The 26,142-nt window shown below is 69.9% G+C and carries 22 protein-coding genes and 1 pseudogene; 19 read left to right on the top strand and 4 right to left on the bottom strand.

All coding sequences use genetic code 11. From position 1 onward, the window contains the following. Position 1 precedes the first annotated feature (1 nt). The 12 genes from murF (at position 2) to ACFWBB_RS28650 (ending at position 12,770) form a co-directional block, all read left to right on the top strand. Positions 2–1,417, top strand: coding sequence for a UDP-N-acetylmuramoyl-tripeptide--D-alanyl-D-alanine ligase (gene murF / locus ACFWBB_RS28595; protein WP_385278054.1), 1,416 nt, complete (start codon positions 2–4; stop codon positions 1,415–1,417). Next, positions 1,414–2,487 carry a phospho-N-acetylmuramoyl-pentapeptide-transferase gene (mraY, locus tag ACFWBB_RS28600; RefSeq protein WP_356251263.1) on the top strand — a complete coding sequence of 358 codons (1,074 nt, stop codon included), beginning with the start codon at positions 1,414–1,416 and terminating at the stop codon, positions 2,485–2,487. Before murF ends, mraY begins: the two co-directional genes overlap by 4 nt. Then, positions 2,469–3,896: a UDP-N-acetylmuramoyl-L-alanine--D-glutamate ligase gene (gene murD, locus ACFWBB_RS28605; RefSeq protein ID WP_385278057.1), complete on the top strand. Its 1,428-nt coding sequence runs from the start codon at positions 2,469–2,471 to the stop codon at positions 3,894–3,896. The genes mraY and murD overlap by 19 nt, the downstream gene beginning before the upstream one ends. 108 nt (positions 3,897–4,004) lie before the next feature. Continuing rightward, the gene (gene ftsW / locus ACFWBB_RS28610) at positions 4,005–5,369 is read left to right on the top strand and encodes a putative lipid II flippase FtsW (protein ID WP_385278059.1); all 1,365 of its coding nucleotides are present in this window, start codon (positions 4,005–4,007) and stop codon (positions 5,367–5,369) included. 6 nt (positions 5,370–5,375) lie between these two features. Further along, positions 5,376–6,473, top strand: a complete 1,098-nt coding sequence (murG, locus tag ACFWBB_RS28615) for an undecaprenyldiphospho-muramoylpentapeptide beta-N-acetylglucosaminyltransferase (protein ID WP_385278061.1) — start codon at positions 5,376–5,378, stop codon at positions 6,471–6,473. Positions 6,474–6,616: 143 nt separating this feature from the next. Then, complete coding sequence (locus tag ACFWBB_RS28620; RefSeq protein ID WP_385278063.1) at positions 6,617–7,411, top strand: cell division protein FtsQ/DivIB; 795 nt, start codon at positions 6,617–6,619, stop codon at positions 7,409–7,411. Between the two features lie 277 nt (positions 7,412–7,688). Next, positions 7,689–8,885 carry a cell division protein FtsZ gene (gene ftsZ, locus ACFWBB_RS28625; RefSeq protein ID WP_385278065.1) on the top strand — a complete coding sequence of 399 codons (1,197 nt, stop codon included), beginning with the start codon at positions 7,689–7,691 and terminating at the stop codon, positions 8,883–8,885. Then, positions 8,882–9,610, top strand: a complete 729-nt coding sequence (pgeF, locus tag ACFWBB_RS28630) for a peptidoglycan editing factor PgeF (RefSeq protein ID WP_385278067.1) — start codon at positions 8,882–8,884, stop codon at positions 9,608–9,610. The genes ftsZ and pgeF overlap by 4 nt, the downstream gene beginning before the upstream one ends. Before the next feature lie 6 nt (positions 9,611–9,616). Further along, complete coding sequence (locus ACFWBB_RS28635) at positions 9,617–10,336, top strand: YggS family pyridoxal phosphate-dependent enzyme (protein ID WP_385278069.1); 720 nt, start codon at positions 9,617–9,619, stop codon at positions 10,334–10,336. 128 nt (positions 10,337–10,464) lie between these two features. Continuing rightward, on the top strand, positions 10,465–11,106 hold the full coding sequence (locus ACFWBB_RS28640; protein ID WP_062647419.1) for a cell division protein SepF: 642 nt from the start codon (positions 10,465–10,467) through the stop codon (positions 11,104–11,106). A gap of 61 nt (positions 11,107–11,167) precedes the next feature. Continuing rightward, a complete protein-coding gene (locus ACFWBB_RS28645; protein ID WP_020129925.1) occupies positions 11,168–11,452 on the top strand; it encodes a YggT family protein in 285 nt (94 codons plus the stop codon). Positions 11,453–11,504: 52 nt separating this feature from the next. Then, positions 11,505–12,770: a DivIVA domain-containing protein gene (locus tag ACFWBB_RS28650; protein ID WP_385278072.1), complete on the top strand. Its 1,266-nt coding sequence runs from the start codon at positions 11,505–11,507 to the stop codon at positions 12,768–12,770. A gap of 254 nt (positions 12,771–13,024) precedes the next feature. Here the strand turns inward: ACFWBB_RS28650 and ileS are convergent, their stop codons facing one another. Further along, positions 13,025–16,168, bottom strand: coding sequence for an isoleucine--tRNA ligase (gene ileS, locus ACFWBB_RS28655; RefSeq protein WP_385278074.1), 3,144 nt, complete (start codon positions 16,166–16,168; stop codon positions 13,025–13,027). 615 nt (positions 16,169–16,783) lie between these two features. Between ileS and ACFWBB_RS28660 the strand changes: the two genes are divergently transcribed. From ACFWBB_RS28660 to ACFWBB_RS28685, 6 genes and pseudogenes are all read left to right on the top strand, one after another. Beyond that, the gene (locus ACFWBB_RS28660; protein WP_385278076.1) at positions 16,784–17,815 is read left to right on the top strand and encodes a TraR/DksA C4-type zinc finger protein; all 1,032 of its coding nucleotides are present in this window, start codon (positions 16,784–16,786) and stop codon (positions 17,813–17,815) included. Positions 17,816–17,881: 66 nt separating this feature from the next. After that, a complete protein-coding gene (gene lspA, locus ACFWBB_RS28665; protein WP_385278078.1) occupies positions 17,882–18,478 on the top strand; it encodes a signal peptidase II in 597 nt (198 codons plus the stop codon). Between the two features lie 62 nt (positions 18,479–18,540). After that, on the top strand, positions 18,541–19,485 hold the full coding sequence (locus tag ACFWBB_RS28670) for an RluA family pseudouridine synthase (RefSeq protein WP_385278080.1): 945 nt from the start codon (positions 18,541–18,543) through the stop codon (positions 19,483–19,485). Further along, positions 19,482–19,955: a GNAT family N-acetyltransferase gene (locus ACFWBB_RS28675; protein WP_385278083.1), complete on the top strand. Its 474-nt coding sequence runs from the start codon at positions 19,482–19,484 to the stop codon at positions 19,953–19,955. Before ACFWBB_RS28670 ends, ACFWBB_RS28675 begins: the two co-directional genes overlap by 4 nt. Before the next feature lie 66 nt (positions 19,956–20,021). After that, a complete protein-coding gene (locus ACFWBB_RS28680; RefSeq protein WP_385278085.1) occupies positions 20,022–21,608 on the top strand; it encodes a Na+/H+ antiporter in 1,587 nt (528 codons plus the stop codon). Positions 21,609–21,644: 36 nt separating this feature from the next. Then, positions 21,645–22,007 (top strand): annotated as a pseudogene (locus ACFWBB_RS28685) (SDR family NAD(P)-dependent oxidoreductase); the annotation flags it as partial. A gap of 6 nt (positions 22,008–22,013) precedes the next feature. Here ACFWBB_RS28685 and ACFWBB_RS28690 read toward each other — a convergent pair. Then, on the bottom strand, positions 22,014–23,126 hold the full coding sequence (locus ACFWBB_RS28690; protein WP_385278087.1) for a mechanosensitive ion channel family protein: 1,113 nt from the start codon (positions 23,124–23,126) through the stop codon (positions 22,014–22,016). A 98-nt stretch (positions 23,127–23,224) separates the two neighbouring features. Between ACFWBB_RS28690 and ACFWBB_RS28695 the strand changes: the two genes are divergently transcribed. After that, on the top strand, positions 23,225–23,794 hold the full coding sequence (locus ACFWBB_RS28695; protein WP_384118671.1) for a dienelactone hydrolase family protein: 570 nt from the start codon (positions 23,225–23,227) through the stop codon (positions 23,792–23,794). An 18-nt stretch (positions 23,795–23,812) separates the two neighbouring features. On the opposite strand, the gene ACFWBB_RS28700 is transcribed toward ACFWBB_RS28695, so the two are convergent. Together ACFWBB_RS28700 and ACFWBB_RS28705 are read right to left on the bottom strand one after the other, a co-directional pair. Further along, entirely contained in the window at positions 23,813–25,492 is a 1,680-nt protein-coding gene (locus ACFWBB_RS28700) for an alkaline phosphatase D family protein (protein ID WP_385278089.1), read from the bottom strand. Between the two features lie 127 nt (positions 25,493–25,619). Continuing rightward, positions 25,620–26,033: a hypothetical protein gene (locus tag ACFWBB_RS28705; RefSeq protein WP_385278091.1), complete on the bottom strand. Its 414-nt coding sequence runs from the start codon at positions 26,031–26,033 to the stop codon at positions 25,620–25,622. Between the last annotated feature and the right edge of the window lie 109 nt (positions 26,034–26,142).

A 26,142-nucleotide genomic window follows, 5' to 3' on the forward strand; every position in this document is an offset into this window, starting at 1 on the left:
TGTGATCGCCCTCTCCCTCGCCGAGATCGCAGCAGTCGTCGGCGGGCAGACGCACGACATACCGGATCCTTCCGTGGAAGTCACCGGACCGGTCGTCCGGGACTCACGTGAAGTGGTGCCCGGCGCCCTCTTCGTCGCCTTCGTCGGCGAACGCGTGGACGGCCACGACTACGCGGCCCAGGTCGTCGGGGCGGGTGCGGTGGCCGTACTGGCCGCACGCCCCGTCGGCGTCCCCGCGATCGTCGTGGACGACGTCCAGACGGCGCTGGGCGCACTGGCCCGGCACGTGGTGCACAAGCTCGGCGCGACCCTCGTCGCGCTCACCGGCTCGGCCGGCAAGACCAGCACCAAGGACCTCATCGCGCAGGTCCTGCGGCGCAGGGCGCCCACCGTCTTCACGCCGGGCTCGCTCAACAACGAGATCGGGCTGCCGCTGACGGCCCTGTCGGCGACCGGGGAGACGAAGTTCCTCGTGCTCGAGATGGGCGCCCGCGGGATCGGTCACATCCGCTACCTCGCCGATCTGACGCCCCCGAAGATCGGCCTCGTCCTCAACGTCGGCACCGCCCACATCGGCGAGTTCGGCGGCCGCGAACAGATCGCACAGGCAAAGGGCGAGCTCGTAGAGAGTCTGCCCCCGGCCAGTGCGGGCGGCGCCGCGATCCTCAACGCCGACGACCCGTTGGTACGGGCCATGGCCTCCCGTACGAAGGCGAAGGTGGTCTTTTTCGGAGAGTCCGGCGAAGCGGACGTTCGGGCCGAGAACGTGCGACTCACGGACAGCGGACAGCCCGCCTTCAGCCTTCACACACCCTCCGGGTGCAGTGACGTGACCATGCGCCTGTACGGTGAGCACCACGTGTCGAACGCGCTCGCAGCGGCCGCCGTCGCCCATGAGCTGGGCATGTCCGCGGAAGAGATCGCCACCGCGCTCTCCGAGGCGGGCTCCCTCTCCCACTGGCGGATGGAGGTCACCGAGCGCCCGGACGGCGTGACGATCGTCAACGACGCCTACAACGCGAACCCCGAGTCCATGCGAGCCGCCCTGCGCGCGCTCGCGGCCATGGGCAAGGGGCGGCGGACCTGGGCGGTGCTCGGCAAGATGGCCGAGCTCGGGGACGAGGCGCTCGCCGAGCACGACGCGGTCGGACGGCTCGCCGTCCGGCTCAATGTCGGCAAGCTCGTCGCGGTCGGGGGCAGGGAAGCCGCCTGGCTGCAACTGGGCGCATATAACGAGGGTTCGTGGGGTGAGGAGTCGGTGCACGTGTCCGACGCACAGGCGGCGGTCGACCTGTTGCGCAGCGAGTTGCGCCCGGGGGACGTCGTGCTCGTGAAGGCGTCCCGTTCGGTCGGCCTCGAGAGTGTCGCGCAGGCGCTGCTCGCGACCGGCACCGAGGGTGAGGTCGCCGCCCGATGATGAATCAGATCCTGTTCGCGGGTGTGATCGGCCTCTTCCTGACGCTGGTCGGTACGCCGCTGCTCATCAAGCTGCTGGCGCGCAAGGGCTACGGCCAGTACATCCGCGACGACGGCCCGCGCGAGCACGCCAGCAAGCGCGGTACGCCGACCATGGGCGGCATCGCCTTCATCTTCGCGACGATCGCCGCGTACTTCCTGTCCAAGGTGATCACCGGCAAGCCGCCGACCTACACCGGTCTGCTGGTGCTGGGCCTGATGTGCGGCATGGGCCTGGTCGGCTTCCTCGACGACTACATCAAGATCGTCAAGCGGCGTTCGCTGGGTCTGCGGGCGAAGGCGAAAATGGCCGGCCAGCTGATCGTCGGTATCACCTTCGCGGTGCTCTCGCTCCAGTTCTCCGACTCGCGCGGCAACACCCCGGCCTCCACGAAGCTGTCGTTCATCACGGACTTCGGCTGGACGATCGGCCCCGTGCTGTTCGTCGTCTGGGCGCTGTTCATGATCCTCGCGATGTCCAACGGCGTGAACCTGACGGACGGTCTGGACGGCCTCGCCACCGGCGCCTCCGTCCTCGTCTTCGGCGCCTACACGTTCATCGGCGTCTGGCAGTTCCAGGAGTCCTGCGCCAACGGCGAGACCCTGACCAACCCCAGCGCCTGTTACGAGGTGCGCGATCCACTGGACCTCGCGGTCATCGCCTCCGCCCTGATGGGCGCGTGCCTGGGCTTCCTGTGGTGGAACACCTCACCGGCCAAGATCTTCATGGGCGACACCGGTTCACTGGCGCTCGGCGGCGTGCTCGCGGGTCTGGCGATCTGCTCCCGCACCGAGCTGCTGATCGCCCTCCTGGGCGGCCTGTTCGTGCTGATCACGATGTCGGTGGTCATCCAGGTCGGCTCCTTCAAGCTCACCGGAAAGCGCGTCTTCCGCATGGCGCCACTCCAGCACCACTTCGAACTCAAGGGCTGGTCCGAAGTCCTTGTGGTGGTCCGTTTCTGGATCATCCAGGGCATCTGCGTGATCGTCGGACTGGGTCTCTTCTACGCGGGATGGGCAGCGGACAAGTGACCGACTGGCAGGGGAAGAACGTCACCGTCGCCGGGCTCGGCGTCTCCGGCATCCCGGCGGCCAGGGTGCTGCACGGGCTCGGCGCGAGGGTCACCGTCGTCAACGACGGCGACGACGCACGCGCGCGTGAGCAGGCCGCCGAGTTGGAGGCGCTGGGCGTCACGGTGCGCCTCGGTGACGGCGCGACCCTGCCCGAGGGCACCGAACTCATCGTCACCGCACCCGGCTGGAAGCCCGACAAGCCGCTCTTCACCGCCGCCCACGAGGCCGGCGTACCGGTCTGGGGCGACGTCGAACTCGCCTGGCGGCTCAGGGAACTGGACGGCAGGAAGGCCGCGCCCTGGCTGTGCGTGACCGGCACCAACGGCAAGACGACCACCACACAGATGCTGGCGTCGATTCTGAAGGCGGCCGGCCTGCGCACGGCGGCCGTCGGCAACATCGGGGTCTCCCTGCTGGACGTCGTCCTCGGCGAGGAGCCGTACGACGTCCTCGCCGTGGAGCTCTCCAGCTACCAGCTGCACTGGGCACCCTCCCTGCGCGCCCACTCGGCGGCAGTCCTGAACCTCGCGCCCGACCACCTCGACTGGCACGGCTCCATGGAGGCGTACGCCAAGGACAAGGGGCGCGTCTACGAGGGCAATCAGGTCGCCTGCGTCTACAACGTGGCCGACAGGTCCACGGAGGACCTGGTGCGGGAGGCGGACGTCGAGGAGGGCTGCCGGGCCGTCGGCTTCACGCTCGGCGCCCCGGGACCGTCCCAACTCGGCGTCGTGGACGGCATCCTGGTCGACCGCGCCTTCGTGGAGAACCGGCAGAAGAACGCGCAGGAGCTGGCCGAGGTCTCCGACGTCAACCCGCCGGCCCCGCACAACGTCGCCAACGCCCTTGCCGCGGCGGGCCTCGCGCGCGCGTTCGGGGTGCCCGCCAAGGCCGTACGGGACGGTCTGCGGGCCTTCACCCCGGACGCCCACCGCATCGCCCACGTGGCGGACGTGGACGGCGTCGCGTACGTCGACGACTCCAAGGCGACCAACACACACGCGGCACAGGCCTCGTTGGCGGCCTACGAGTCGATCGTCTGGATCGCCGGCGGACTGGCGAAGGGAGCCACCTTCGACGAGCTGGTCGCCAAGTCGGCGAAGCGGCTTCGCGCGGTGGTGCTCATCGGCGCCGACCGGGCCCTGATCCGTGAAGCCCTGGCGCGACACGCCCCGGAAGTACCCGTCGTCGACCTCGACCGGACGGACACTGGGGCGATGCTCGCGGCCGTCCAGGAGGCCCGGCGCCTCGCCGTCGAAGGCGACACGGTGCTCCTCGCCCCGGCCTGCGCCTCCATGGACATGTTCACCAACTACAACCAGCGCGGTGACGTGTTCGCTCAGGCGGTTAGCGAACTCGGCGCCTGACCCGGCCGCCTGCCGGGCGACCTTGGGAGGGACGCGTGGGACCGTCACGGCAGACGTACGTCGCGGCAGCCGATCACAGCGGCTGCGCCATGCCCGGTGGAGCGGCAGATGCCCGGTAGCCGTACCGGGCGTCCGCCCGTCCAGCGGACCGTCCGTAAACCCGCCGACGCCTCCCGCCCGCGCCGCGACAACCCCGTACGACGGCTCTACACGCGTGTGCACAAGGCCTGGGACCGGCCGCTGACCGCGTACTACCTGATCTTCGGCGGCAGCCTGCTGATCACCGTGCTGGGCCTCGTGATGGTCTACTCGGCCTCCCAGATCACCGCGCTGCAGATGTCGTTGCCGGGATCGTTCTTCTTCCGCAAACAGTTCCTGGCCGCCTCCATCGGGGCCGCGCTGCTGCTGGTCGCCTCCCGGATGCCGGTGAAACTGCACCGGGGGCTCGCCTACCCGATCCTGGCGGGCGCCGTCTTCATGATGGTGTTGGTGCAGGTGCCGGGCATAGGGATGTCGGTCAACGGCAACCAGAACTGGATCTCGCTCGGCGGCTCCTTCCAGATCCAGCCCAGCGAGTTCGGCAAGCTCGCGCTGGTGCTGTGGAGCGCCGATCTGCTCGCCCGCAAACAGGAGAAGAATCTGCTCGCGCAGTGGAAGCACATGCTGGTGCCGCTGGTGCCGGTCGCGTTCATGCTGCTCGGGCTGATCATGCTCGGCGGCGACATGGGCACGGCGATCATCCTCACGGCGATCCTGTTCGGACTGCTGTGGCTGGCGGGGGCGCCCACGCGGCTCTTCGTCGGGGTGCTGTCGATCGCCGTTACCCTCGGTGTGATCCTCATCAAGACCAGCCCGAACCGGATGGCCCGGTTGCAGTGCATCGGCGCGACCGATCCCGGCCCCGGCGACGCCTGCTGGCAGGCCGTGCACGGGATCTACGCCCTGGCCTCCGGCGGGATCTTCGGCTCGGGGCTCGGCGCGAGTGTGGAGAAATGGGGCCAACTGCCCGAAGCGCACACCGACTTCATCTTCGCCGTCACCGGGGAGGAACTGGGTCTCGCGGGGACGCTGTCGGTCCTCGCCCTGTTCGCGGCTCTAGGCTATGCGGGTATCCGCGTGGCCGGACGCACGGAGGACCCCTTCGTCAGGTATGCCGCGGGAGGCGTGACCACCTGGATCACCGCTCAGGCGGTGATCAACATCGGTGCGGTGCTCGGCCTGCTGCCGATCGCCGGTGTCCCTCTCCCGCTGTTCTCCTACGGGGGTTCCGCCCTGCTGCCGACCATGTTCGCCATCGGGCTGCTGATCGCCTTCGCACGCGACGAGCCCGCTGCGCGGGCGGCGCTTGCGATGCGGCACCCCCGCTTTGGTAGAAAGCGGGGGACTGGGGGCTCCGCGTTCGACCGGAGTCCCCGCAGATGGAACACGATGCGACGGCGTGCCTCGGCGGCGCGCTCGTCCGGAGAGCGGTGAATTTCGGTGCATGTCGTACTCGCTGGTGGGGGGACCGCCGGCCACATCGAGCCCGCGCTGGCCCTCGCGGACGCCCTGCGCAGGCAGGACCCCACTGTGGGGATCACAGCCCTCGGTACGGAGCGCGGCCTGGAGACCACGCTCGTTCCGCAGCGGGGCTACGACCTCGCGCTGATCCCCGCCGTGCCGCTGCCGCGCAAGCCCACACCTGAGCTGATCACCGTCCCGGGCAGGCTGCGCGGCACGATCAAGGCCGCCGAGCAGATCCTGGAGCGCACCAAGGCGGACGCGATCGTCGGCTTCGGCGGTTACGTGGCCCTGCCCGGCTACCTGGCCGCCAAGCGCCTCGGCGTCCCGATCATCGTCCACGAGGCGAACGCCCGCCCCGGTCTGGCCAACAAGATCGGCTCGCGCTACGCGGCCCGGGTCGCCGTCTCCACGCCCGACAGCAAGCTCCGGGACGCCCGCTACATCGGCATCCCGCTGCGCCGCTCCATCGCCACCCTGGACCGCGCCGCAGCGCGCCCCGAGGCCCGGCACATGTTCGGCCTCGACCCCAACCTGCCGACCCTCCTGGTCTCCGGCGGTTCGCAGGGCGCCCGCCGCCTCAACGAGGTCGTCCAGCAGGTCGCGCCCTGGTTGCAGCAGGCCGGGATCCAGATCCTGCACGCGGTCGGCCCGAAGAACGAACTGCCGCATGTGCAGCAGATGCCTGGAATGCCCCCCTATATCCCGGTACCGTACGTGGAGCGGATGGACCTCGCGTACGCCGCCGCGGACATGATGCTCTGCCGCGCGGGCGCGATGACCGTCGCCGAACTCTCCGCCGTCGGGCTCCCGGCCGCCTATGTCCCGCTGCCCATCGGCAACGGCGAACAGCGGCTGAACGCCCAGCCGGTGGTCAAGGCGGGTGGCGGACTGCTGGTCGACGACGCGGAACTGACCCCCGAGTGGGTCCGGGAGACCGTCCTGCCCGTCCTCGCCGACCCGCACCGGCTGTACGAGATGTCCCGCGCGGCCAGCGAGTTCGGCCGCAGGGACGCCGACGACCTGCTCGTCGGCCTGGTGTACGAGGCGATCGCCGCCAGCCGTGCACGCCGATAGGAAACGCGTCGGCGAGTGAGCCGAAGGGGCGCGTCGGTGCTGAGAGGCCGAGTGTGCGCAGGCCCGAAGGGGTGAGCACGGCCGGCCTCTCGGCACCGGATGTGGTGCCCCGGAGGTGAACCGAGCCAGGAAAGGAAGTGTGCGTGGCCGGATCCGCCACCGTCGAGCGCGGTGCACGTCAGCAGGAGTCGTCCGGCCCGCCCCTCGTCCGGTGGTTGGGACCGCGCCGACTTCGTAAGATCATCATTCTCGCGCTGGCCGTCGTGCTCCTCGGTGCGGGTACCGGCTGGGTGTTGTACGGCTCGCAGTGGCTGCGCGTCGAGCGGGTCTCCGTGTCCGGCACCGGCGTACTGACGCCGCAGCAGGTGCGCGAAGCCGCCGCCGTACCGGTCGGATCGCCGTTGGTCTCCGTCGACACCGACGCGATCGAGGCGCGGCTGCGGACTAAACTGCCCCGGATCGACTCGGTCGACGTGGTGCGTTCCTGGCCCCATGGAATCGGCCTGAAAGTGACAGAGCGTACGCCGGTTCTGCTTGTGCAAAAGGGGTCGAACTTCGTGGAAGTGGACGACGAAGGTGTCCGTTTCGCCACGGTTTCCAAGGCCCCGAAAGGCGTTCCGCTGCTCGAAATGGCCGTCACCTCGTCGCGTTCGGCCGCCGCGAGCCTGCGCCGCTTCGGCGAGGCCCGGCTGGTCCGGGAGGCGGTGAAGGCCGCCGGCTCCCTCCCGGCCCCCGTCGCGCGGGCCACCCGGGTCGTCAAGGTCCGTTCCTACGACGACATCTCGCTGCGGTTGAGCGGGGGTCGCACGGTGGCGTGGGGGAGCGCCGACGAGAGCGCCGCGAAGGGCCGTACACTCACCGCTCTCATGAAAGCCGCCCCGGCAGCTCGGCACTTCGATGTCAGCGCTCCCACCGCCCCTGCGTCAGCGGGCAGTTGACGCACATTCGCGCAGGCCAGCACCCTGGTTGGGCAGCGACACGGCTGATCACATAGGGTGAAAAGAAAAACGGGAGGTTCGGCGTGTTCGTTGAACGGGCGCCACTTGTCGACTTAGTGTCCTGTTCAGAAGACTCCAAGGAACAGACACACTGGTAACCCTAAACTTCAGCGTTAGGGTTCGGGTCGGCGAAACGGACCGCCCCATTCGGCATCAGTCGTCGGATCACATCACCTGTGAGGCGACGACACGTAACTCGAGGCGAGAGGCCTTCGACGTGGCAGCACCGCAGAACTACCTCGCAGTCATCAAAGTCATCGGTGTCGGCGGCGGTGGTGTCAATGCCATCAACCGGATGATCGAGGTCGGTCTCAAGGGCGTCGAGTTCATCGCCATCAACACCGACGCGCAGGCGCTGTTGATGAGCGACGCCGACGTCAAGCTCGACGTCGGCCGTGAACTCACGCGCGGACTCGGCGCCGGCGCCAACCCGGCTGTCGGCCGCAAGGCCGCCGAGGACCACCGCGAGGAGATCGAGGAGGTCCTCAAGGGGGCCGACATGGTCTTCGTGACGGCCGGCGAAGGCGGCGGCACCGGCACCGGCGGCGCACCCGTCGTGGCCAACATCGCACGCAACCTCGGCGCCCTCACCATCGGCGTGGTCACCCGCCCGTTCACCTTCGAGGGCAGGCGCCGCGCCAACCAGGCCGAGGACGGCATCGCCGAACTCCGCGAAGAGGTCGACACCCTCATCGTCATCCCCAACGACCGGCTGCTGTCCATCTCGGACCGCCAGGTCTCGGTCCTCGACGCCTTCAAGTCGGCCGACCAGGTCCTGCTCTCCGGTGTACAGGGCATCACCGACCTCATCACCACCCCCGGTCTGATCAACCTCGACTTCGCCGACGTCAAGTCGGTCATGTCCGAGGCCGGTTCGGCCCTCATGGGCATCGGTTCGGCCCGTGGCGACGACCGCGCGGTGGCCGCCGCCGAGATGGCGATCTCCTCGCCGCTCCTCGAGGCCTCCATCGACGGCGCCCGGGGCGTCCTGCTCTCCATCTCGGGCGGCTCCGACCTCGGCCTGTTCGAGATCAACGAGGCCGCCCAGCTGGTGAGCGAGGCCGCGCACCCCGAGGCCAACATCATCTTCGGCGCGGTCATCGACGACGCCCTCGGTGACGAGGTCCGGGTCACCGTCATCGCGGCGGGCTTCGACGGGGGGCAGCCCCCGGCCCGCCGGGAGACCGTCATGGGCTCGTCCTCGTCCTCGGCCCGCCGTGACGAGCCCACTCCGGTACGGCAGGCCGAGAGCCGTCCGTCCTTCGGATCGCTCGGTAGCGTGACCCCGAAGGAGGAGCCGGAGCCGGCGCCCGAGCCGGTGGCCGACCTCCCGGTCGCCCCGCCGGTACCGCCGTCGCGGTCCTACTCGGACAGCGCGGCCGAGGAGCTGGACGTGCCGGACTTCCTGAAGTGATAGGACAGCGCGAAAGCGTGAGCGGCGCGCACTTCGCCTTCACCGACCGGTGGGGCGGGGTGAGCGCCGCTCCGTATGAGGAGCTCAACCTCGGCGGAGCGGTCGGCGACGACCCCGACGCCGTACGCACCAACCGCGAGCTGGCCGCCAGGTCGCTGGGCCTGGACGCCGGCCGGGTCGTCTGGATGAACCAGGTGCACGGCAACGACGTCGCCGAGGTCGACGGACCGTGGACCACCCCGCTCATCCCGCCGGTCGACGGTCTGGTGACCGCGGCCCGTGGACTCGCCCTCGCCGTGCTGACGGCGGACTGCGTGCCGGTGCTGCTCGCCGACCCCGTAGCCGGGGTGGTCGGGGCCGCGCACGCCGGGCGGCCCGGCATGGTCAAGGGCATCGTGCCCGCGGCGATCGACGCGATGGAGTCGCTCGGCGCCGACCCCTCCCGGATCGTCGCCCGCACCGGGCCGGCCGTGTGCGGGCGCTGCTACGAGGTGCCGGAGGAGATGCGGGCCGAGGTGGCCGCCGTCGAGCCGGCGACGCACGCCGAGACGAGCTGGGGAACTCCCGCGGTCGACGTGACCGCCGGGGTGCACGCGCAGCTCGACCGGCTCGGGGTGCACGACCGGGAGCGGTCGCCGGAGTGCACTCGGGAGTCGAAGGATCACTTCTCGTATCGCCGCGATCGCTCCACAGGGCGACTCGCGGGATATGTCTGGTTGGACTGATGGGGCATGACGGACCGTAAGGACGAACTCGCCGCAAACCTGGCGAAGGTGGAGGAGCGCATCGCCGCCGCGTGCGCGGCCGTCGGCCGTGAGCGCGACGAGGTGACCCTGATCGTGGTCACCAAGACCTACCCGGCGAGCGATGTGCGGCTGCTGTCGGAACTCGGCGTGCGCCATGTCGCCGAGAACAAGGACCAGGACGCGGCGCCCAAGGCGGCCGAGTGTGCCGAGCTGCCCCTGAGCTGGCATTTCGTCGGCCAGTTGCAGACCAACAAGGTGCGCTCCGTGGTCGGTTACGCGGATGTGGTGCAGTCCGTCGACCGGGCCAGGCTGGTGACGGCCCTGTCGAAGGAAGCCGTTCGGGTCGGCCGTGAGGTGGGCTGCCTTCTTCAGGTGGCCCTCGACGCGGGGGCGAGCGAGCGGGGTGAGCGGGGCGGTGTGGCGCCGGGCGGCGTCGAGGAGTTGGCGGGTCTGGTCGCCGGCTCGCCGGGGCTGCGACTTGACGGACTGATGACCGTCGCACCCCTGACCGGGGAGTACGCCGGTCGCCAACGGGAGGCCTTCGGGCGGTTGATGGATTTGTCGACTGACCTGCGCCAGGCTCATCCTGCTGCGAACATGGTGTCGGCAGGGATGAGTGCGGACCTCGAGGAGGCCGTGGCGGCCGGAGCGACACATGTACGCGTCGGCACTGCGGTACTCGGAGTCCGCGCCAGGCTCGGGTAACGTCGCCAGGAAGTCGGACCACAGCAGAAAATATGGTCATTACCGCCGAAAGGCGGACACAAGGGCCACGTGGATCGCGGGACTTGGCAGTCGAAAGTCGATCCACCACAGAGCGGAGGACTCAGAGAATGGCCGGCGCGATGCGCAAGATGGCGGTCTACCTCGGCCTCGTGGAGGACGATGGGTACGACGGCCGGGGCTTCGACCCCGACGACGACTTCGAACCCGAGCTGGACCCGGAACCCGAGCGGGACCACCGGCGACACGAGCCGTCCCACCAATCACACGGTACGCATCAGTCCCAAAGGGATGAAGAGGTGCGAATCGTGCAGCCACCCGCGCCGCGTGAGCCGGTGGCGCGATCCGCTTCGCTGGGCGCGGAATCCGGACGTCCGGCGCGCATCGCGCCCGTGGCATCCATCACACAAGAACGTCAGTCCCTGGAGAAGAACGCACCGGTGATCATGCCCAAGGTCGTGTCGGAACGAGAGCCGTACCGGATCACCACGCTTCACCCCCGGACCTACAACGAGGCCCGTACCATCGGGGAACACTTCCGTGAGGGCACCCCGGTGATCATGAATCTGACCGAGATGGACGACACGGACGCGAAGCGACTTGTCGACTTTGCGGCCGGTTTGGTGTTTGGTCTTCACGGCAGCATCGAGCGGGTGACGCAGAAGGTGTTCCTGTTGTCGCCTGCTAACGTCGATGTCACGGCGGAGGACAAGGCCCGCATCGCAGAGGGCGGGTTCTTCAACCAGAGCTGAGACGCAAGACCGGAAGAGCAGTACAGAACAGCACGGAGCAGGGGAGAGGGAAGCACCGAACATGAGCGTGGTCCTGGATGTCGTCTACATCGCGCTGATGGTCTTCCTCATCGTGCTCATCTTCCGGTTGGTCATGGACTACGTCTTCCAGTTCGCCCGCTCATGGCAGCCCGGCAAGGCGATGGTGGTCGTTCTCGAGGCCACCTACACTGTCACCGATCCACCGCTCAAGCTTCTGCGGCGGGTAATCCCGCCGTTGCGTCTCGGGGGCGTGGCGCTCGACCTGTCCTTCTTCGTACTGATGATCATCGTCTACATCCTGATCTCGATCGTGAGCCGGCTGTGAGCGATGTGAACTACCGTCTTGCCGATGCCGACGACTACGTTGAGGTGAAGAGATGCCGTTGACCCCCGAGGACGTGCGGAACAAGCAGTTCACGACCGTCCGCCTCCGAGAAGGCTATGACGAGGACGAGGTCGATGCCTTCCTCGATGAGGTCGAAGCCGAACTGACCCGCCTGCTTCGTGAGAACGAAGACCTGCGTGCCAAGCTCGCCGCGGCCACGCGCGCTGCTGCCCAGAACCAGCAGAACATGCGCAAGCCGCCGGAACAGGACCAGCAGCAGGGTGGCATGCCCCAGCAGGGTGGCATGCAGCAGGGCGGCATGCAGCAGGGCGGCATGCAGCAGCAGGGGATGCCCCAGCAGGGGATGCCTCCGCAGGGCATGCCGCAGCAGGGCATGCGAGGTCCGGGCGCTCCGGTGCCCGCCGGCATATCGGGCCCGCCGCAGCAGCAGATGGGTGGCCCCATGGGAGGCCCGCCCCAGCTGCCGAGCGGTGCGCCGCAGCTGCCCGCCGGTCCCGGCGGCGGTCAGGGTGGTCCGCAGGGTCCCGGCCCGATGGGTCAGGGTCCGATGGGCCAGAACCCCATGCAGCAGCAGATGGGCCAGAACCCGATGCAGCAGCAGATGGGTCAGAACCCCATGCAGCAGCAGATGGGTCAGAACCCGATGCAGCAGCAGATGGGCGGCCCCATGGGCGGTCCGATGGGCGGCCCCGGTCAGGGCCCCGGTGGCGACAGCGCCGCCCGTGTCCTCTCGCTGGCCCAGCAGACCGCCGACCAGGCGATCGCCGAGGCGCGTTCCGAGGCCAACAAGATCGTCGGTGAGGCCCGCAGCCGCGCCGAGGGTCTCGAGCGCGACGCGCGTGCCAAGGCCGACGCCCTGGAGCGGGACGCGCAGGAGAAGCACCGCGTCGCGATGGGCTCCCTGGAGTCCGCGCGCGCCACGCTGGAGCGCAAGGTCGAGGACCTGCGTGGCTTCGAGCGCGAGTACCGCACGCGTCTGAAGTCGTACCTCGAGTCCCAGCTGCGTCAGCTGGAGACCCAGGCCGACGACTCCCTCGCGCCGCCGCGCACCCCGGCCACGGCTTCCCTGCCGCCGTCCCCGGCGCCTTCCATGGCTCCGGCCGGCGCGGGCGCCCCGTCCTACGGCAACCCGGGCATGGGCGCTCCCGGTCAGGCCGCTCCGTCCTACGGCGGTCAGCAGCAGATGTCCCCGGCGATGACCCAGCCGATGGCGCCGGTGCGGCCGCAGGGCCCGTCGCCGATGGGTCAGGCCCCCTCGCCGATGCGTGGTTTCCTCATCGACGAGGATGACAACTGACGGCCAGTAGTACGCCTTAGGCGTCGGCAGCGTTCAAAGGGCGGGACCCCGGATCACCATCCGGGGTCCCGCCCTTTTTACGCGTGTTGACAGCGATCACGGCGACGACGGCTCCGACGGACGCGCTCCCGCCTGGTTCCCCTCGTGAAGCTGCCAAGGGCCCTCACAGGGCCTGCGGGAGGCCGGCCGGACAAGCGTGAGGGCCCGGCGCCCCCTCGGGGGTACCGGGCCCTCACGGCTGTGTCGTGCGCGCCCTACACCTTGCGCAGGCGGAACGTCAGCGTCAGGCCGTCGTCCGTGAACGGGGCGCCGAACGTGTCGTCCGCCTCACCCTGGGCGAAGTCCGTGCCGAGCACCTCGTCGGCGATGAGGCCGGCGTGGCCGGACAGGGCGTCGACGGTCGCCGGATCGGTCGCTGTCCAGCGGAGCGCGATGCGGTCGGCGACGTCGAGGCCGCTGTTCTTGCGGGCTTCCTGGATCAGCCGGATCGCGTCCCGGGCCAGGCCCGCGCGGCGCAGTTCCTCGGTGATCTCCAGGTCGAGGGCGACCGTCGCGCCGGAGTCGGAGGCGACCGACCAGCCCTCGCGCGGGGTCTCCGTGATGATGACCTCGTCGGGGGCCAGGGTGATCGTCTCGCCGTCGACCTCCACCGACGCCGTGCCCTCGCGCAGGGCGAGGGAGAGCGCGGCCGCGTCGGCGCTCGCGACGGCCCTGGCCACGTCCTGGACGCGCTTGCCGAACCGCTTGCCCAGGGCACGGAAGTTGGCCTTGGCGGTCGTGTCGACCAGGCTGCCGCCGACTTCGGAGAGGGACGCCAGGGACTCGACGTTCAGCTCCTCCGTGATCTGCGCGTGCAGTTCGCGGTCGAGGGTGTCGAAGCCCCCGGCGGCGATCAGGGCGCGCTTCAGGGGCTGGCGGGTCTTGACGCCCGACTCCGCGCGCGTGGCGCGGCCCAGCTCCACCAGCCGGCGGACCAGGACCATCTGCTTCGACAGCTCCGGGTCGATCGCGGAGAGGTCGGCCTCCGGCCAGGCCGCGAGGTGGACGGAGTCCGGGGCGCCCGGGGTGACCGGCACGACGAGGTCCTGCCAGACCCGCTCGGTGATGAACGGCGTCAGCGGGGCCATCAGCTTCGTGACCGTCTCGACGACCTCGTGCAGGGTGCGCAGCGCGGCCTTGTCGCCCTGCCAGAAGCGGCGACGGGAGCGGCGCACGTACCAGTTGGACAGGTCGTCGACGAACGCGGAGAGCAGCTTGCCGGCGCGCTGGGTGTCGTACGCCTCCAGCGCCTGCGTCACCTGGTCGGTGAGCGCGTGGAGTTCGGAGAGCAGCCAGCGGTCCAGGACCGGGCGGTCGGCGGGGGCCGGGTCGGCCTCGCTCGGCGCCCAGTCGGACGTACGGGCGTACAGAGCCTGGAAGGCGACCGTGTTCCAGTACGTCAGGAGCGTCTTGCGGACGACCTCCTGGATGGTGCCGTGGCCCACCCGGCGGGCCGCCCACGGGGAACCGCCGGCCGCCATGAACCAGCGGACGGCGTCGGCGCCGTGCCGGTCCATCAGCGGGATCGGATCCAGGGTGTTGCCCAGGTGCTTGGACATCTTGCGGCCGTCCTCGGCGAGGATGTGGCCGAGGCAGACGACGTTCTCGTACGACGACTTGTCGAAGACCAGTGTGCCGACGGCCATCAGCGTGTAGAACCAGCCGCGGGTCTGGTCGATGGCCTCGCTGATGAACTGCGCCGGGTAGCGGGACTCGAAGAGGTCCTTGTTCTTGTACGGGTAGCCCCACTGCGCGAACGGCATCGAACCCGAGTCGTACCAGGCGTCGATGACCTCGGGCACGCGCGTGGCGGTCCGTGCGCAGTCCTCGTGCGGGCACGCGAAGGTGACCGCGTCGATGAACGGACGGTGCGGGTCCAGCTCGGACTGGTCGGTGCCGGTGAGTTCGCTGAGCTCCGCGCGCGAGCCGACGACGGTGAGGTGGTCGTCCTCGCAGCGCCAGATCGGCAGCGGTGTGCCCCAGTAGCGGCTGCGGGACAGCGCCCAGTCGATGTTGTTGTTCAGCCAGTCGCCGAAACGGCCGTGCTTGACCGTCTCCGGGAACCAGTTGGTCTTCTCGTTCTCCTGGAGGAGGCGGTCCTTGATGGCCGTCGTGCGGATGTACCAGGACGGCTGCGCGTAGTAGAGGAGCGCGGTGTGGCAGCGCCAGCAGTGCGGGTAGCTGTGCTCGTACGGGATGTGCTTGAAGAGGAGGCCGCGCTGCTGGAGGTCCTCGGTGAGCCTCTCGTCGGCCTTCTTGAAGAAGACGCCGCCGACCATCGGGACGGACTCCTCGAAGGTGCCGTCGGGGCGGACCGGGTTCACGACCGGCAGGCCGTACGCGCGGCAGACCCTGAGGTCGTCCTCACCGAAGGCGGGGGACTGGTGGACCAGACCCGTACCGTCCTCGGTCGTGACGTACTCGGCATTGACGACGTAATGGGCCGGCTCCGGGAACTCCACGAGCTCGAACGGACGTTGATAGGTCCAGCGCTCCATTTCGGCGCCGGTGAAGGTCTGCCCGGTGGTCTCCCAGTCCTCACCGAGCGCCTTGGCGAGCAGCGGCTCGGCGACGACGAGCTTCTCCTCGCCGTCGGTCGCGACGACGTAGGAGACGTCGGGGTGCGCGGCCACGGCCGTGTTGGAGACCAGCGTCCAGGGGGTCGTCGTCCAGACGAGAAGGGCGGCTTCGCCGGCGAGCGGACCGGAGGTGAGCGGGAAACGGACGTACACGGACGGGTCGACGACCGTCTCGTAGCCCTGGGCCAGCTCGTGGTCCGAGAGGCCGGTGCCGCAGCGCGGACACCAGGGGGCGACGCGGTGGTCCTGGACCAGCAGGCCCTTGTTGAAGATCTCCTTCAGCGACCACCAGACCGACTCGACGTACTCCGGGTCCATGGTCCGGTAGGCGTCGTCGAGGTCGACCCAGTAGCCCATGCGGGTCGTCAGCTCGGTGAAGGCGTCGGTGTGCCGGGTCACGGACTCGCGGCACCTGGCGTTGAACTCGGCGATGCCGTACGTCTCGATGTCCTGCTTGCCGGAGAAGCCGAGCTCCTTCTCGACCGCCAGCTCCACCGGGAGGCCGTGGCAGTCCCAGCCGGCCTTGCGGGCCACGTGGTAGCCGCGCATGGTGCGGAAACGGGGGAAGACGTCCTTGAAGACGCGGGCCTCGATGTGGTGGGCGCCGGGCATGCCGTTGGCGGTGGGCGGGCCCTCGTAGAACACCCACTCGGGGCGGCCCTCGGACTGCTCAAGGCTCTTGGCGAAGATCTTCTGCTCGCGCCAGAAGTCGAGCACCGCGTGCTCGAGGGCGGGCAGGTCGACCTGGGCGGGCACCTGGCGGTACTGCGGCGTTGTCATCTGCGAGCTTCCTCCGGCGGACGTACTGCCTTCCGTCGGAGGGACGAGAGCCTTCTTGCCTGTCTACGCCTTCTGCGGCGCGCTCCCGCGGTACCACCCTCCTTGGCCCTCCGGTGCGCTCTGCGCGCCGGCGAGCCCCCTCATTGGGGTCGCGATGCCGGTTCTACTGGCCCTCGCCTGTCGGCTGTGGCTTTCTTCCGGCGGCTCCGGGGTGATCTTCACGTCGCGCTCACCCCCGGGCTCCCACCGTCCCCGGGTCGCTCTGGGCCGCGTACGCCGCTACTCGTCCCCATCCATGCTTCTCGCTCCGCCCAGTGTACGGGTCCACGACGACAGCGGCCGACCGGTTTTCGGGGGCGCGGAGAGCGCGGATCGGGTCGGTTCGAAATGACTCGAATGGTGGCTGTATGGGATGGTTCGCGCGTTCGGATTCCGGAGGGCCCGGCTCGGCGGATTACCGGGCGGGGAGCTGGGCACAACGGATGCAGGCTTTCCGCGTGGCATGCGCGAGGAGGGTGAATCGGGCGGTGCGTCCCGTTGCCGCGGACTCCAAGTCGATTTATCGTCCCAGCACGATTCGCGTGCAAGATCACAATATGTGAAGGGGCCGCGGCCATGGTGGCGAAGAAGACCGCCGTACAGCAGTCGGCGTCCGGCAGGTCCACGCATGCCTCCGGCGGTGCGGCCAGGGACGCCGGGGTCGTGAAGACGGTGCGGTCCGCCGCGGCGGACGTGGCCACGAAGGGTGCCGCCGAGGAGGCGGTGGCCCGAAGACCTGTGCAGGAGGCGACGGAGGCGGCTGAGCCGGCGGCTGAGCCGGTCGGGAGGGACGCACCTGCCGGGAGGGCATCCGCCGGGAAGGCGTCCGCCGCGAAGAAGAGCCCGGCGAAGAAGAGCGCGCCGAAAAGGGCCGCCGCCATCAAGGAGGCCACCTTCAAGGAGGCCACAAGCCAGGCGGCCTCGAGCAAGGCGGCAGCCAAGAAAGCGGTCGCGAAGAAGCCGGTCGCCAGGAAGACGGCGACCGCGAAGAAGGCGGCCGTGAAGCAGGCCACCGTCGACGAGGAGAAGATCGCCGGCGCCGAAGGCGTGACCGGGACGAGTGCGGGCAGGAAGAGCACGGCCAAGAAGGTGGGCGCGGCCTCGGCCGCGGAGCAGACGGGAGCCACGACTGTGGTTGCGAAGAAGACTCCGGGTACGGCCACAGCGGCGAAGACCGCCGTTCCCAAGGCGCGCCTCGCCGCTGTGGAGCCGGGCGAGCTCGCGGTGCGTCCCGGCGAGGAGCCGTGGACGCCGGAGGAGGTCGAGGAGGCCCGCGCGGAGCTCGAGTCCGAGCAGGCGCGGCTGCGCGCGGAGCTCGCCTCGTCCGAGGCGGCCCTGGCCGGACTGATGCGGGACTCCGGCGACGGCGCCGGCGACGACCAGGCGGACACCGGGACGAAGAACATCACACGCGAGCACGAACTGGCGCTGGCCGCCAACGCGCGCGAGATGCTGATCCAGACCGAGCACGCCCTGGAGCGGCTGGACGCCGGTACGTACGGCCTGTGCGAGAACTGCGGTCGGGCCATCGGCAAGGCCCGGATGCAGGCCTTCCCGAGGGCCACGCTGTGCGTCGAGTGCAAGCAGAAGCAGGAGCGCCGGTACTGATCACCTGGCGGCCGGGGGGTGTGCCGTACCCTCGTCCTCAGTCAGGTACCTAGTTGAGGGACTCACGTGGCAGAGGCGGAGCGCGTCATCGGTACGCCGGACACCCCACAGGCGGGATCCGAGCCGGAGCAGTCGTCCGGCCCGGGAGGGCAGGGGAGCACCGAGGCGCGGCCCAGGGGCAAGCGCCGGATCGCCGTGCTCTTCGCCGTCGCCACGTTCGCGTACGCACTCGACCTGGTCAGCAAGATGATCGTGGTCGCCAGGCTGGAACATCACGCGCCGATCGAGATCGTCGGTGACTGGCTGAGGTTCGAGGCCATCCGCAACGCGGGTGCGGCCTTCGGCTTCGGCGAGGCCTTCACGATCATCTTCACGGTGATCGCGACGGCCGTGATCGTGGTGATCGCCCGGCTCGCCCGCAAGCTCTACAGCCTGCCCTGGGCGATCGCCCTGGGGCTGCTGCTGGGCGGCGCGCTGGGCAACCTCACCGACCGGATCTTCCGCGCGCCGGGCGTTTTCGAGGGCGCGGTCGTGGACTTCATCGCACCCAAGCACTTCGCGGTCTTCAACCTCGCCGACTCGGCGATCGTCTGCGGCGGCATCCTGATCGTGCTGCTTTCCTTCAAGGGGCTGGACCCGGACGGGACCGTCCACAAGGACTGACCGCCCGGCGGTTGTCCACAGGCCCGTACGGCGGTACCGGAGCCGTCCGGCATACTCGACGGGTGAGCACGATTCCCGAGATCCGTACCCTGCCCGTGCCGGACGGCCTGGAGGGCGAGCGCGTAGACGCCGCCATCTCCCGCATGTTCGGCTTCTCCCGTACGAAGGCCGCCGAGCTGGCTGCGGCGGGGAAGGTCACGGTCGACGGCTCGGTGGTCGGCAAATCCGAGCGGGTGATCGGCGGCGCCTGGCTCGAGGTCGAGATGCCTCCGGCGCCGGCGCCCGTGCAGATCGTCGCCGAGCCGGTCGAGGGCATGGAGATCGTGCATGACGACGAGGACGTGGTCGTCATCGTCAAGCCGGTCGGCGTGGCCGCGCACCCGTCGCCCGGCTGGAGCGGACCGACCGTCATCGGCGGGCTCGCCGCGGCCGGCTACCGCATCTCCACCTCCGGTGCCGCCGAACGCCAGGGCATCGTGCACCGTCTCGACGTCGGCACCTCGGGGCTGATGGTGGTCGCCAAGTCGGAGCGGGCGTACACGTCGCTGAAGCGCCAGTTCAAGGAGCGCACGGTCGACAAGCGCTACCACACGCTCGTCCAGGGCCACCCGGACCCGACCAGCGGCACGATCGACGCGCCCATCGGCCGGCACCCGCAGCACGACTACAAGTGGGCGGTCACGGCCGAGGGCAAGCCGTCCGTCACGCACTACGACCTGATCGAGGCCTTCCGCGCGGCCTCCTTGCTGGACGTGAAGCTGGAGACGGGCCGTACGCACCAGATCCGCGTGCACATGGCCGCCCACCGCCACCCCTGCGTGGGCGACCTGACGTACGGCGCCGACCCGACGCTGTCCAAGCGGCTGCACCTGACCCGGCAGTGGCTGCACGCCGTGCGGCTGGGCTTCGAGCACCCCGGGGACGGGCAGTGGGCGGAGTTCGCCAGCGACTACCCCGAGGACCTGACCAAGGCTCTGGATCAGGTCCGCGAAGAGACCTACGGATGAGCGGCACGCACGCGTACGCGGTGCGCGTCGCCGAGGGCCTCGCCGACCGCGAGGCGTGCTTCTCGGTGCGCAAGGAGGTCTTCGTCGGCGAGCAGGGCGTGCCCGAGGACCTGGAGTACGACGAGCACGACGCCGACGCCGTGCATGTGCTGGCGGTCCGGGAGGACGGACTGCCGCTCGGCACCGGGCGGCTGCTGTACGGCGAGGCGGCCGCGGTCAGGACCGGCGGCGACCTGTCGGTGGGCTCGCTGGGGCGGCTCGCCGTGACCCGCGAGGCGCGCGGGCTGGGCGTCGGGGTCGCACTGGTGCGGGCCGTCGAGGAGGCGGCACGCGCGCGGGGGCTGGCCGCCGTGGACCTGCACGCGCAGACGCAGGCGCTGGGATTCTACGAACGGCTGGGGTACACGGCCTATGGGCCGGAGGACCTGGAGGCGGGCATTCCGCACCGGTCCATGCGGCGTTCGCTGTAGCGGATGGTGGGCGTGCGACGCTGGGGGTCCGGATGTTCTTGATCGTCTAGACCCGGAGTGCTGACCGTGGACCAGTTGGCCCTTTTGTTCGTCCTGCTGCTCGGGGCCGTGGTGAGTGTCCCGGTCGGGGACCGGTTCGGGCTGCCCGCGCCGGTGCTCATGACCTTGCTCGGGATCATCCTCGCGGTGCTCGACTTCGTGCCCAACGTGGAGATCCCGCCGGAGCTGATCCTGCCTCTCCTGCTGCCACCCCTGCTGTACGCGGCGGTTCGGCGGACCTCGTGGCGGCAGTTCGCGGCGAATGTGCGGCCGATCTTCCTGCTGGCCGTGGCGCTGGTGTTCGTCACGACGGTGTGCGTGGCCGCCGTGGCCCACACGATCGTGCCCGGGCTGCCGATCGCCGCGGCCGTCGCGCTGGGCGCGCTGGTCGCGCCGCCCGACCCGGTGGCCGCCACCGCCGTGGCCGGACAACTCGGGCTGCCCCGTCGCCTGGTGTCCATCCTGGAGGGCGAGGGGCTGTTCAACGACGTGACGGCCATCGTGCTGTACCACGTCGCGATCGCCGCGGCCGTGAGCGGGTCGTTCTCGCCGTGGCAGGCCGGCCTCGACCTGGTGCTGTCCGCGGTGGTCGCGGTTGCGGTGGGCGTCGCGCTCGGCTGGGGTGCGAACAGGCTGCTGGACGTCCTCGGGGACACGACGTTGCAGATCGGGCTGACGCTCCTGGTGCCGTACGCCTCGTACGTGCTGGCGGAGGAGTTCCACGGGTCCGGGGTGCTGGCCGTCCTGACCACCGCGCTGTTCCTCGCCGAGTACGCCACCGACCCCGACGACGTGCTGACCCGGCTGGCCGGTCACACCTTCTGGGACATCATCGACACCCTGGTCACCGGCGTCGCGTTCGGGCTGATCGGCCTGGAGCTGCACAACGCGATCCGCACGGCGGCCGGGCGGTGGGGGGAGATGCTGGGGTGGGCGGGGGTGATCGTGGCCGTGGTCGTCGTCGTACGGCTGCTGTGGCTGCTGCCGGCGACCTGGCTGACGCAACGGCTGCACGCCAGGAAGGACCACCTCGAGGACATCCCGACGAACTGGCGCGAGACCCTCGTCATGTGGTGGGCCGGGATGCGCGGGGTGGCCTCGGTGGCGCTGGCGCTGGCCGTGCCGCTGAAGACCGACGACGGGGGGCCCTTCCCCGACCGGGACGAGATCATCTTCATCGCGTTCGGCGTGATCATGGCGACGCTGGTCCTTCAGGGACTGACCCTGCCGTGGCTGGTGAAGCGCCTCGACGTGCAGTCGGACACCGACCGAGAGAAGGCGTTCGAGAAGGAGCTGGCCGTGCGGGCCGCGAAGGCGGCGAAGCAGCGGCTGCGGGAGATCGAGGCCGAGGAGAACCTGTCGGAGGAGCTGTCCGAGCAGATGCTGCGGCGGGCACTCGACATCGCGCTGCGGATCAGTCCGGACGTGGGGGAGGACGAGCGGCGCGAGGGACACGATCAGCGGGTGCGGAGGCTGAAGCGGGTCCGGCGGATCCAGGGGGAGATGCTCAGCGCGGCCCGGCACGAGGTGGTCGCGGCGCGCAGCGAGCCAAACGCCGATCCGGAGATCGTGGACCGGGTACTGCGCCATCTGGACGTGCGCAGCCTCAAGTGAGGCGGGCGGGGCTGGCCTTCGGCAACCGTCTGTCACCGGCTCGCCGCGCCCGGCGGGCGGGTGCTGTTCGTCAGCTCGATCGCCGCCTACCGGGGGTCCGGCAGCGGGCGTACGCCGGCGCCAGGGCCGCGTTGCACCCGTACCCCCGTGATCTCGCCCGGGAGCTGGGACCCCGGGGCGTCACCGTGAACCTCGTCGCCCCCGGGTATGTCGAGGACACCGGGTTCTTCGGCGACGCCATCGAGCCGGCGCGGCGCGAGCGGCTCGTCGGCGAGACCTTCACCGGGCGGGCCGGGACCCGGGGACATCGCCACCACAATGCAGTGGCTGGCCTCCCCGGGTGCCGGACAGGTCACTTCGCAGGTCGTCCAGGTCAACGGGGGTGCGGAGCGCGGGAACCGACGGTCAGCGGCCCGCCCGCGGTGTCTCGTGGGCGCGGCGGGCCGCGCCGTCCGGGGAGGCGGACTGGCCGGGCAGATGCCCCGGGGGCAGTGCCGCGTCCGACGTGCTGACCTTCGGGAGCGCGTATGCGTGCTCCTTCGACAGCCAGCGGATCATCTCCTCGCGGACCCTGACCCGCACCGTCCAGATGTCGTCGGCGTCCTTCGCCGTGACCAGGGCCCGCACCTGCATGGTGTTGGGGGTGGTGTCGGTGACGTCGAGCCCGCAGGCGCGGCCGTCCCAGGCCGGGCACTCGCGCAGGATGTCGCGCAGCTTCTCGCGCATGAGCTCCACCGGCGCGTGGTGGTCGACGTGCCAGTAGACGATGCCGGTCATCTGCGGGGTGCCGCGCGACCAGTTCTCGAAGGGCTTCGAGGTGAAGTACGAGACCGGCATCGTGATCCGGCGCTCGTCCCAGGTCCGTACGGTCAGGTACGTCAGGGTGATCTCCTCGACCGTGCCCCACTCGCCGTCCACCACGACCGTGTCGCCGATGCGCACCATGTCGCCGAAGGCGATCTGGAAGCCGGCGAACATGTTGCTCAGCGTCGACTGGGCGGCCACACCGGCGACGATGCCGAGGATCCCGGCCGAGGCCAGCAGGGAGGCGCCCGCCGCGCGCATGGGCGGGAAGGTCAGCAGCATCGAGGCCGCCGCGACCACACCGACGACGGCCGACACCACCCGCATGATCAGCGACACCTGGGTCCGCACCCGCCGGACCCGGGCCGGATCGTGCTGCATGCGCGCGTATCGGCGGTACGACGTCTCGACGATCGCCGCCGTGATTCTGATCACCAGCCAGGCCGCAGAGCCGATCAGCACCAGGGTGAGGACCTGGGCGAGGCCGGCCCGGTGGTCCCGCGTCAACTGCGCGGCGTCGTACGACCCTCTCAGCATCGCCGCGCACAGCACGAGCTGATAGGGGATGCGGCCACGGCGCAGCAGACCCCACATAGGGGTCTCGGGGTGCCGTCGGTCGGCCTTGCACAGCAGGCGGTCGGTGGCCCAGCCGATGAGGATTGTCAGCACCACCGAGCCGCCGACCACGATCACGGGGCGGAGCAGGTTCTCCATGCCTTCGAACGTAACCGGGTCGGAGGGGCCTTGAACATGCGGTTTCTGTGAGGAGGCGCACTCACGGCGTTGTCGGCGCAGGCTGGCACCATGGGCACATGAACATCATGCTCTTTCACTCGACCTACGGCCCGCGGCCCGCGGTGCGCGCCGCGGCGGACCGGCTGCGTGCCGCCGGGCACGAGGTGTGGACGCCGGACCTCTTCGAGGGACGCACGTTCGACACGGTCGAGGAGGGCATGGCCCACAACGAGGAGATCGGCAAGGACGAGCTGCTGAAGAGAGCGGTTCTGGCCGCCGCGCCCTACTCGGAGCGCGGGCTGGTGTACGCCGGGTTCTCACTCGGCGCGTCGATCGCGCAGACCCTCGCCCTCGGCGACGCCAGGGCGCGTGGCCTGCTCCTCCTGCACGGCACCTCGGACCTCGCGCCGAACGTCTCGGTGGACGACCTCCCGGTGCAGCTGCATGTCGCGGAGCCGGACCAGTTCGAGACCGACGACTGGCTGAGCGCCTGGTATCTCCAGATGGGCAGAGCGGGCGCCGACGTGGAGGTCTACCGGTACGCGGGAGCCGGGCACCTGTACACCGACCCCGAGCTGCCCGACTACGACGAGGAGGCCGCCGAGGCCACCTGGCGGGTGGCACTCGGCTTCCTCGAGACGCTCTAGGAGGGCGCCGACCCGGACCTAGACCGGGTCGTAGGACCGCTCCACCTTCTGTGTGCCGCTGCGTGTGCGGTACGAGCGGGACCAGGCGGAGGTCGCGGTGGTGCTGGTGCGGTCCGACAGCACGTAGTAGTCCATCTGCGCGCGTTCGGCGGTGATGTCCAGGACGCCGTAGCCGTGCCGGTCGGTGTCGACGAAGTGGACGTGCCGGTTGGCGGCCCGGATGACCGGGGAGGCGATCGCGGTGAGCGTGCCCTCCGGGACCTTCACGATGTCGTCGAGGTTGTCGGAGGTCACCGAGGTGACCACGAACTCCGTGGCGGCCGAGGCCGACAGCGGATAGGTCCCGGCGTCCACCGGCACGTCGTTGGCCCACGCCATGTGGATGTCACCGGTCAGGAACACGGTGTTGCGGATGGCGTTCGAGCGCAGGTGGGCGAGGAGTTCCCGGCGGTCGTCGGTGTAGCCGTCCCACTGGTCGGTGTTGAGGCCGAGGCCCTCCTGCGGCAGGCCGAGCAGCTTGGCGAGCGGTTTGAACAGGTCCGCGGAGAGCGAGCCGATGACGAACGGCGAGATCATCACCGAGTTGCCGACCAGCCGCCAGGTGGTGTCGGACGCCTTCAGCCCGGCCTTCAGCCAGTCGAGCTGGGCGCGGCCGGTGAGCGTGCGGTCCGGGTCGTCGACGGTGCCGTTGCCGACGGCGACCTGCTGCGAGCGGAAGGACCGCAGGTCCAGCAGGGACAGATCGGCGAGCTTGCCGAAGCGCAGCCGGCGGTAGGTGGTGCCGGCGATGGCCGGCCGGACCGGCATCCACTCGAAGTAGGCCTGTTTGGCGGCCGCCTGCCGGGCCGACCAGGCGCCCTCGGCGCCCTCGGTGTGGTTCTCGGCGCCACCCGACCAGGTGTCGTTGGCGAACTCGTGGTCGTCCCAGATCGCGACGACCGGCGCCTTCGCGTGCAGGGCCTGGAGGTCCGGGTCGGTCTTGTACTTGCCGTGCCGGGTCCGGTAGTCGGCGAGGGTGAGGATCTCGTGCGTGGGCGCCGTCTGCCGTACGACGGTCCCGCGCGTGCCGTATTCGCCGGTGCCGTACTCGTAGATGTAGTCGCCGAGGTGCAGCCAGGCGTCCAGGTCGCCACGGGCGGCGAGGTGACGGTACGAGGAGAAGTAGCCGGCCTCCCAGTTGGCGCAGGAGACCACGCCGAAACGCAGGCCCGGCACGGCGGCGTCCGCCGCCGGCGCGGTGCGGGTACGCGCCACCGGGGAGTCCGTGCCGTCGGCCGAGAAGCGGAACCAGTAGTCGGTGGCGGGCGCGAGACCGCGGATGTCGGCCTTGACGGTGTGGTCGGTCGCGGCGGACGCGGTGGTGGAGCCCTTGGCGACCACGTTCGTCAGTGCCTTGTCCGTGGCGACGACCCAGCTCACCTCCGTGGCCGGACCGAGTCCGGAGCCGGGTATCGCCTCGGGGGTGGGCGTCACCCGGGTCCACAGCAGGACGCCGTCGGGCAGCGGGTCGCCGGAGGCGAGGCCGTGCAGGAAGACGGGGGCCTCGGCGGCACGGGCCGGCAGCGCGGCGGCGAGCGGGCCGGCCAGCACCGCGGTGGCGGCCACGGCCTTGAGCGCCGTACGGCGGCGCGGCGACAGCGAGTTGGGGCGCTCTGACGGGGTGTCGGCGCTCTCGGAGGATCTGTATCGACTGGTCACGGGCGATCAGATTACTGACCAGTACGGCAAAGAGCGGGCGAACTGTCAAAAGTTCGCCCGCTCTTCATGCCTGGTGCTCTCCGCCCGGCTGTGGAGCGGCCGAGTAGGAGTGGGGGCTGGCCGGGAATCAGGCCGTGGCAGACCCTCGCACGAGGTTCTTGGGGGAGCCGTCCGCGCCGTCTTGATGCCAGGTGATCACGGTCACCTTCTGGCCTTCTGTCAGATTCTTGTTGCCTACGGCGCAGGAGTTACCCGAGCCGTTGGTGTCCTGAATCCGCAGCACGTGGCTGCCTCCCGCGTCGCCCCACTGGACTTCCAGGACGGCTCGGTGTCCATCTGCGTAGTTGTCGCAGACCTTCCAGTGATCACCGTCGTGGTAGAAGTAGCCGTCGGCGTGCTCCACGGTCGTGCAGCCGAGGGCTCCACAGCTTTCGCTGTACGACTTCAGGTGAAGATTGGTTCCTGCGGAGGCGGGAGCGGCGCTCATCGCCACGGCGGCCGTGGCGACAGCTGCTCCGGTGAGCACGCGTTTGATGGTCATGCTCCAGGCGGTCAACTTGGAGTCCTCCCCGATTTCTGCAGTTGTCTTTCGGTGTCACATCAGACCCGAACATTCGCATGCGTGTTCGGGTCTGATGTGACGCTATTTC

Source organism: Streptomyces sp. NPDC060000 (assembly GCF_042737375.1).
In the GTDB taxonomy this organism is placed as follows: Bacteria; Actinomycetota; Actinomycetes; order Streptomycetales; family Streptomycetaceae; genus Streptomyces.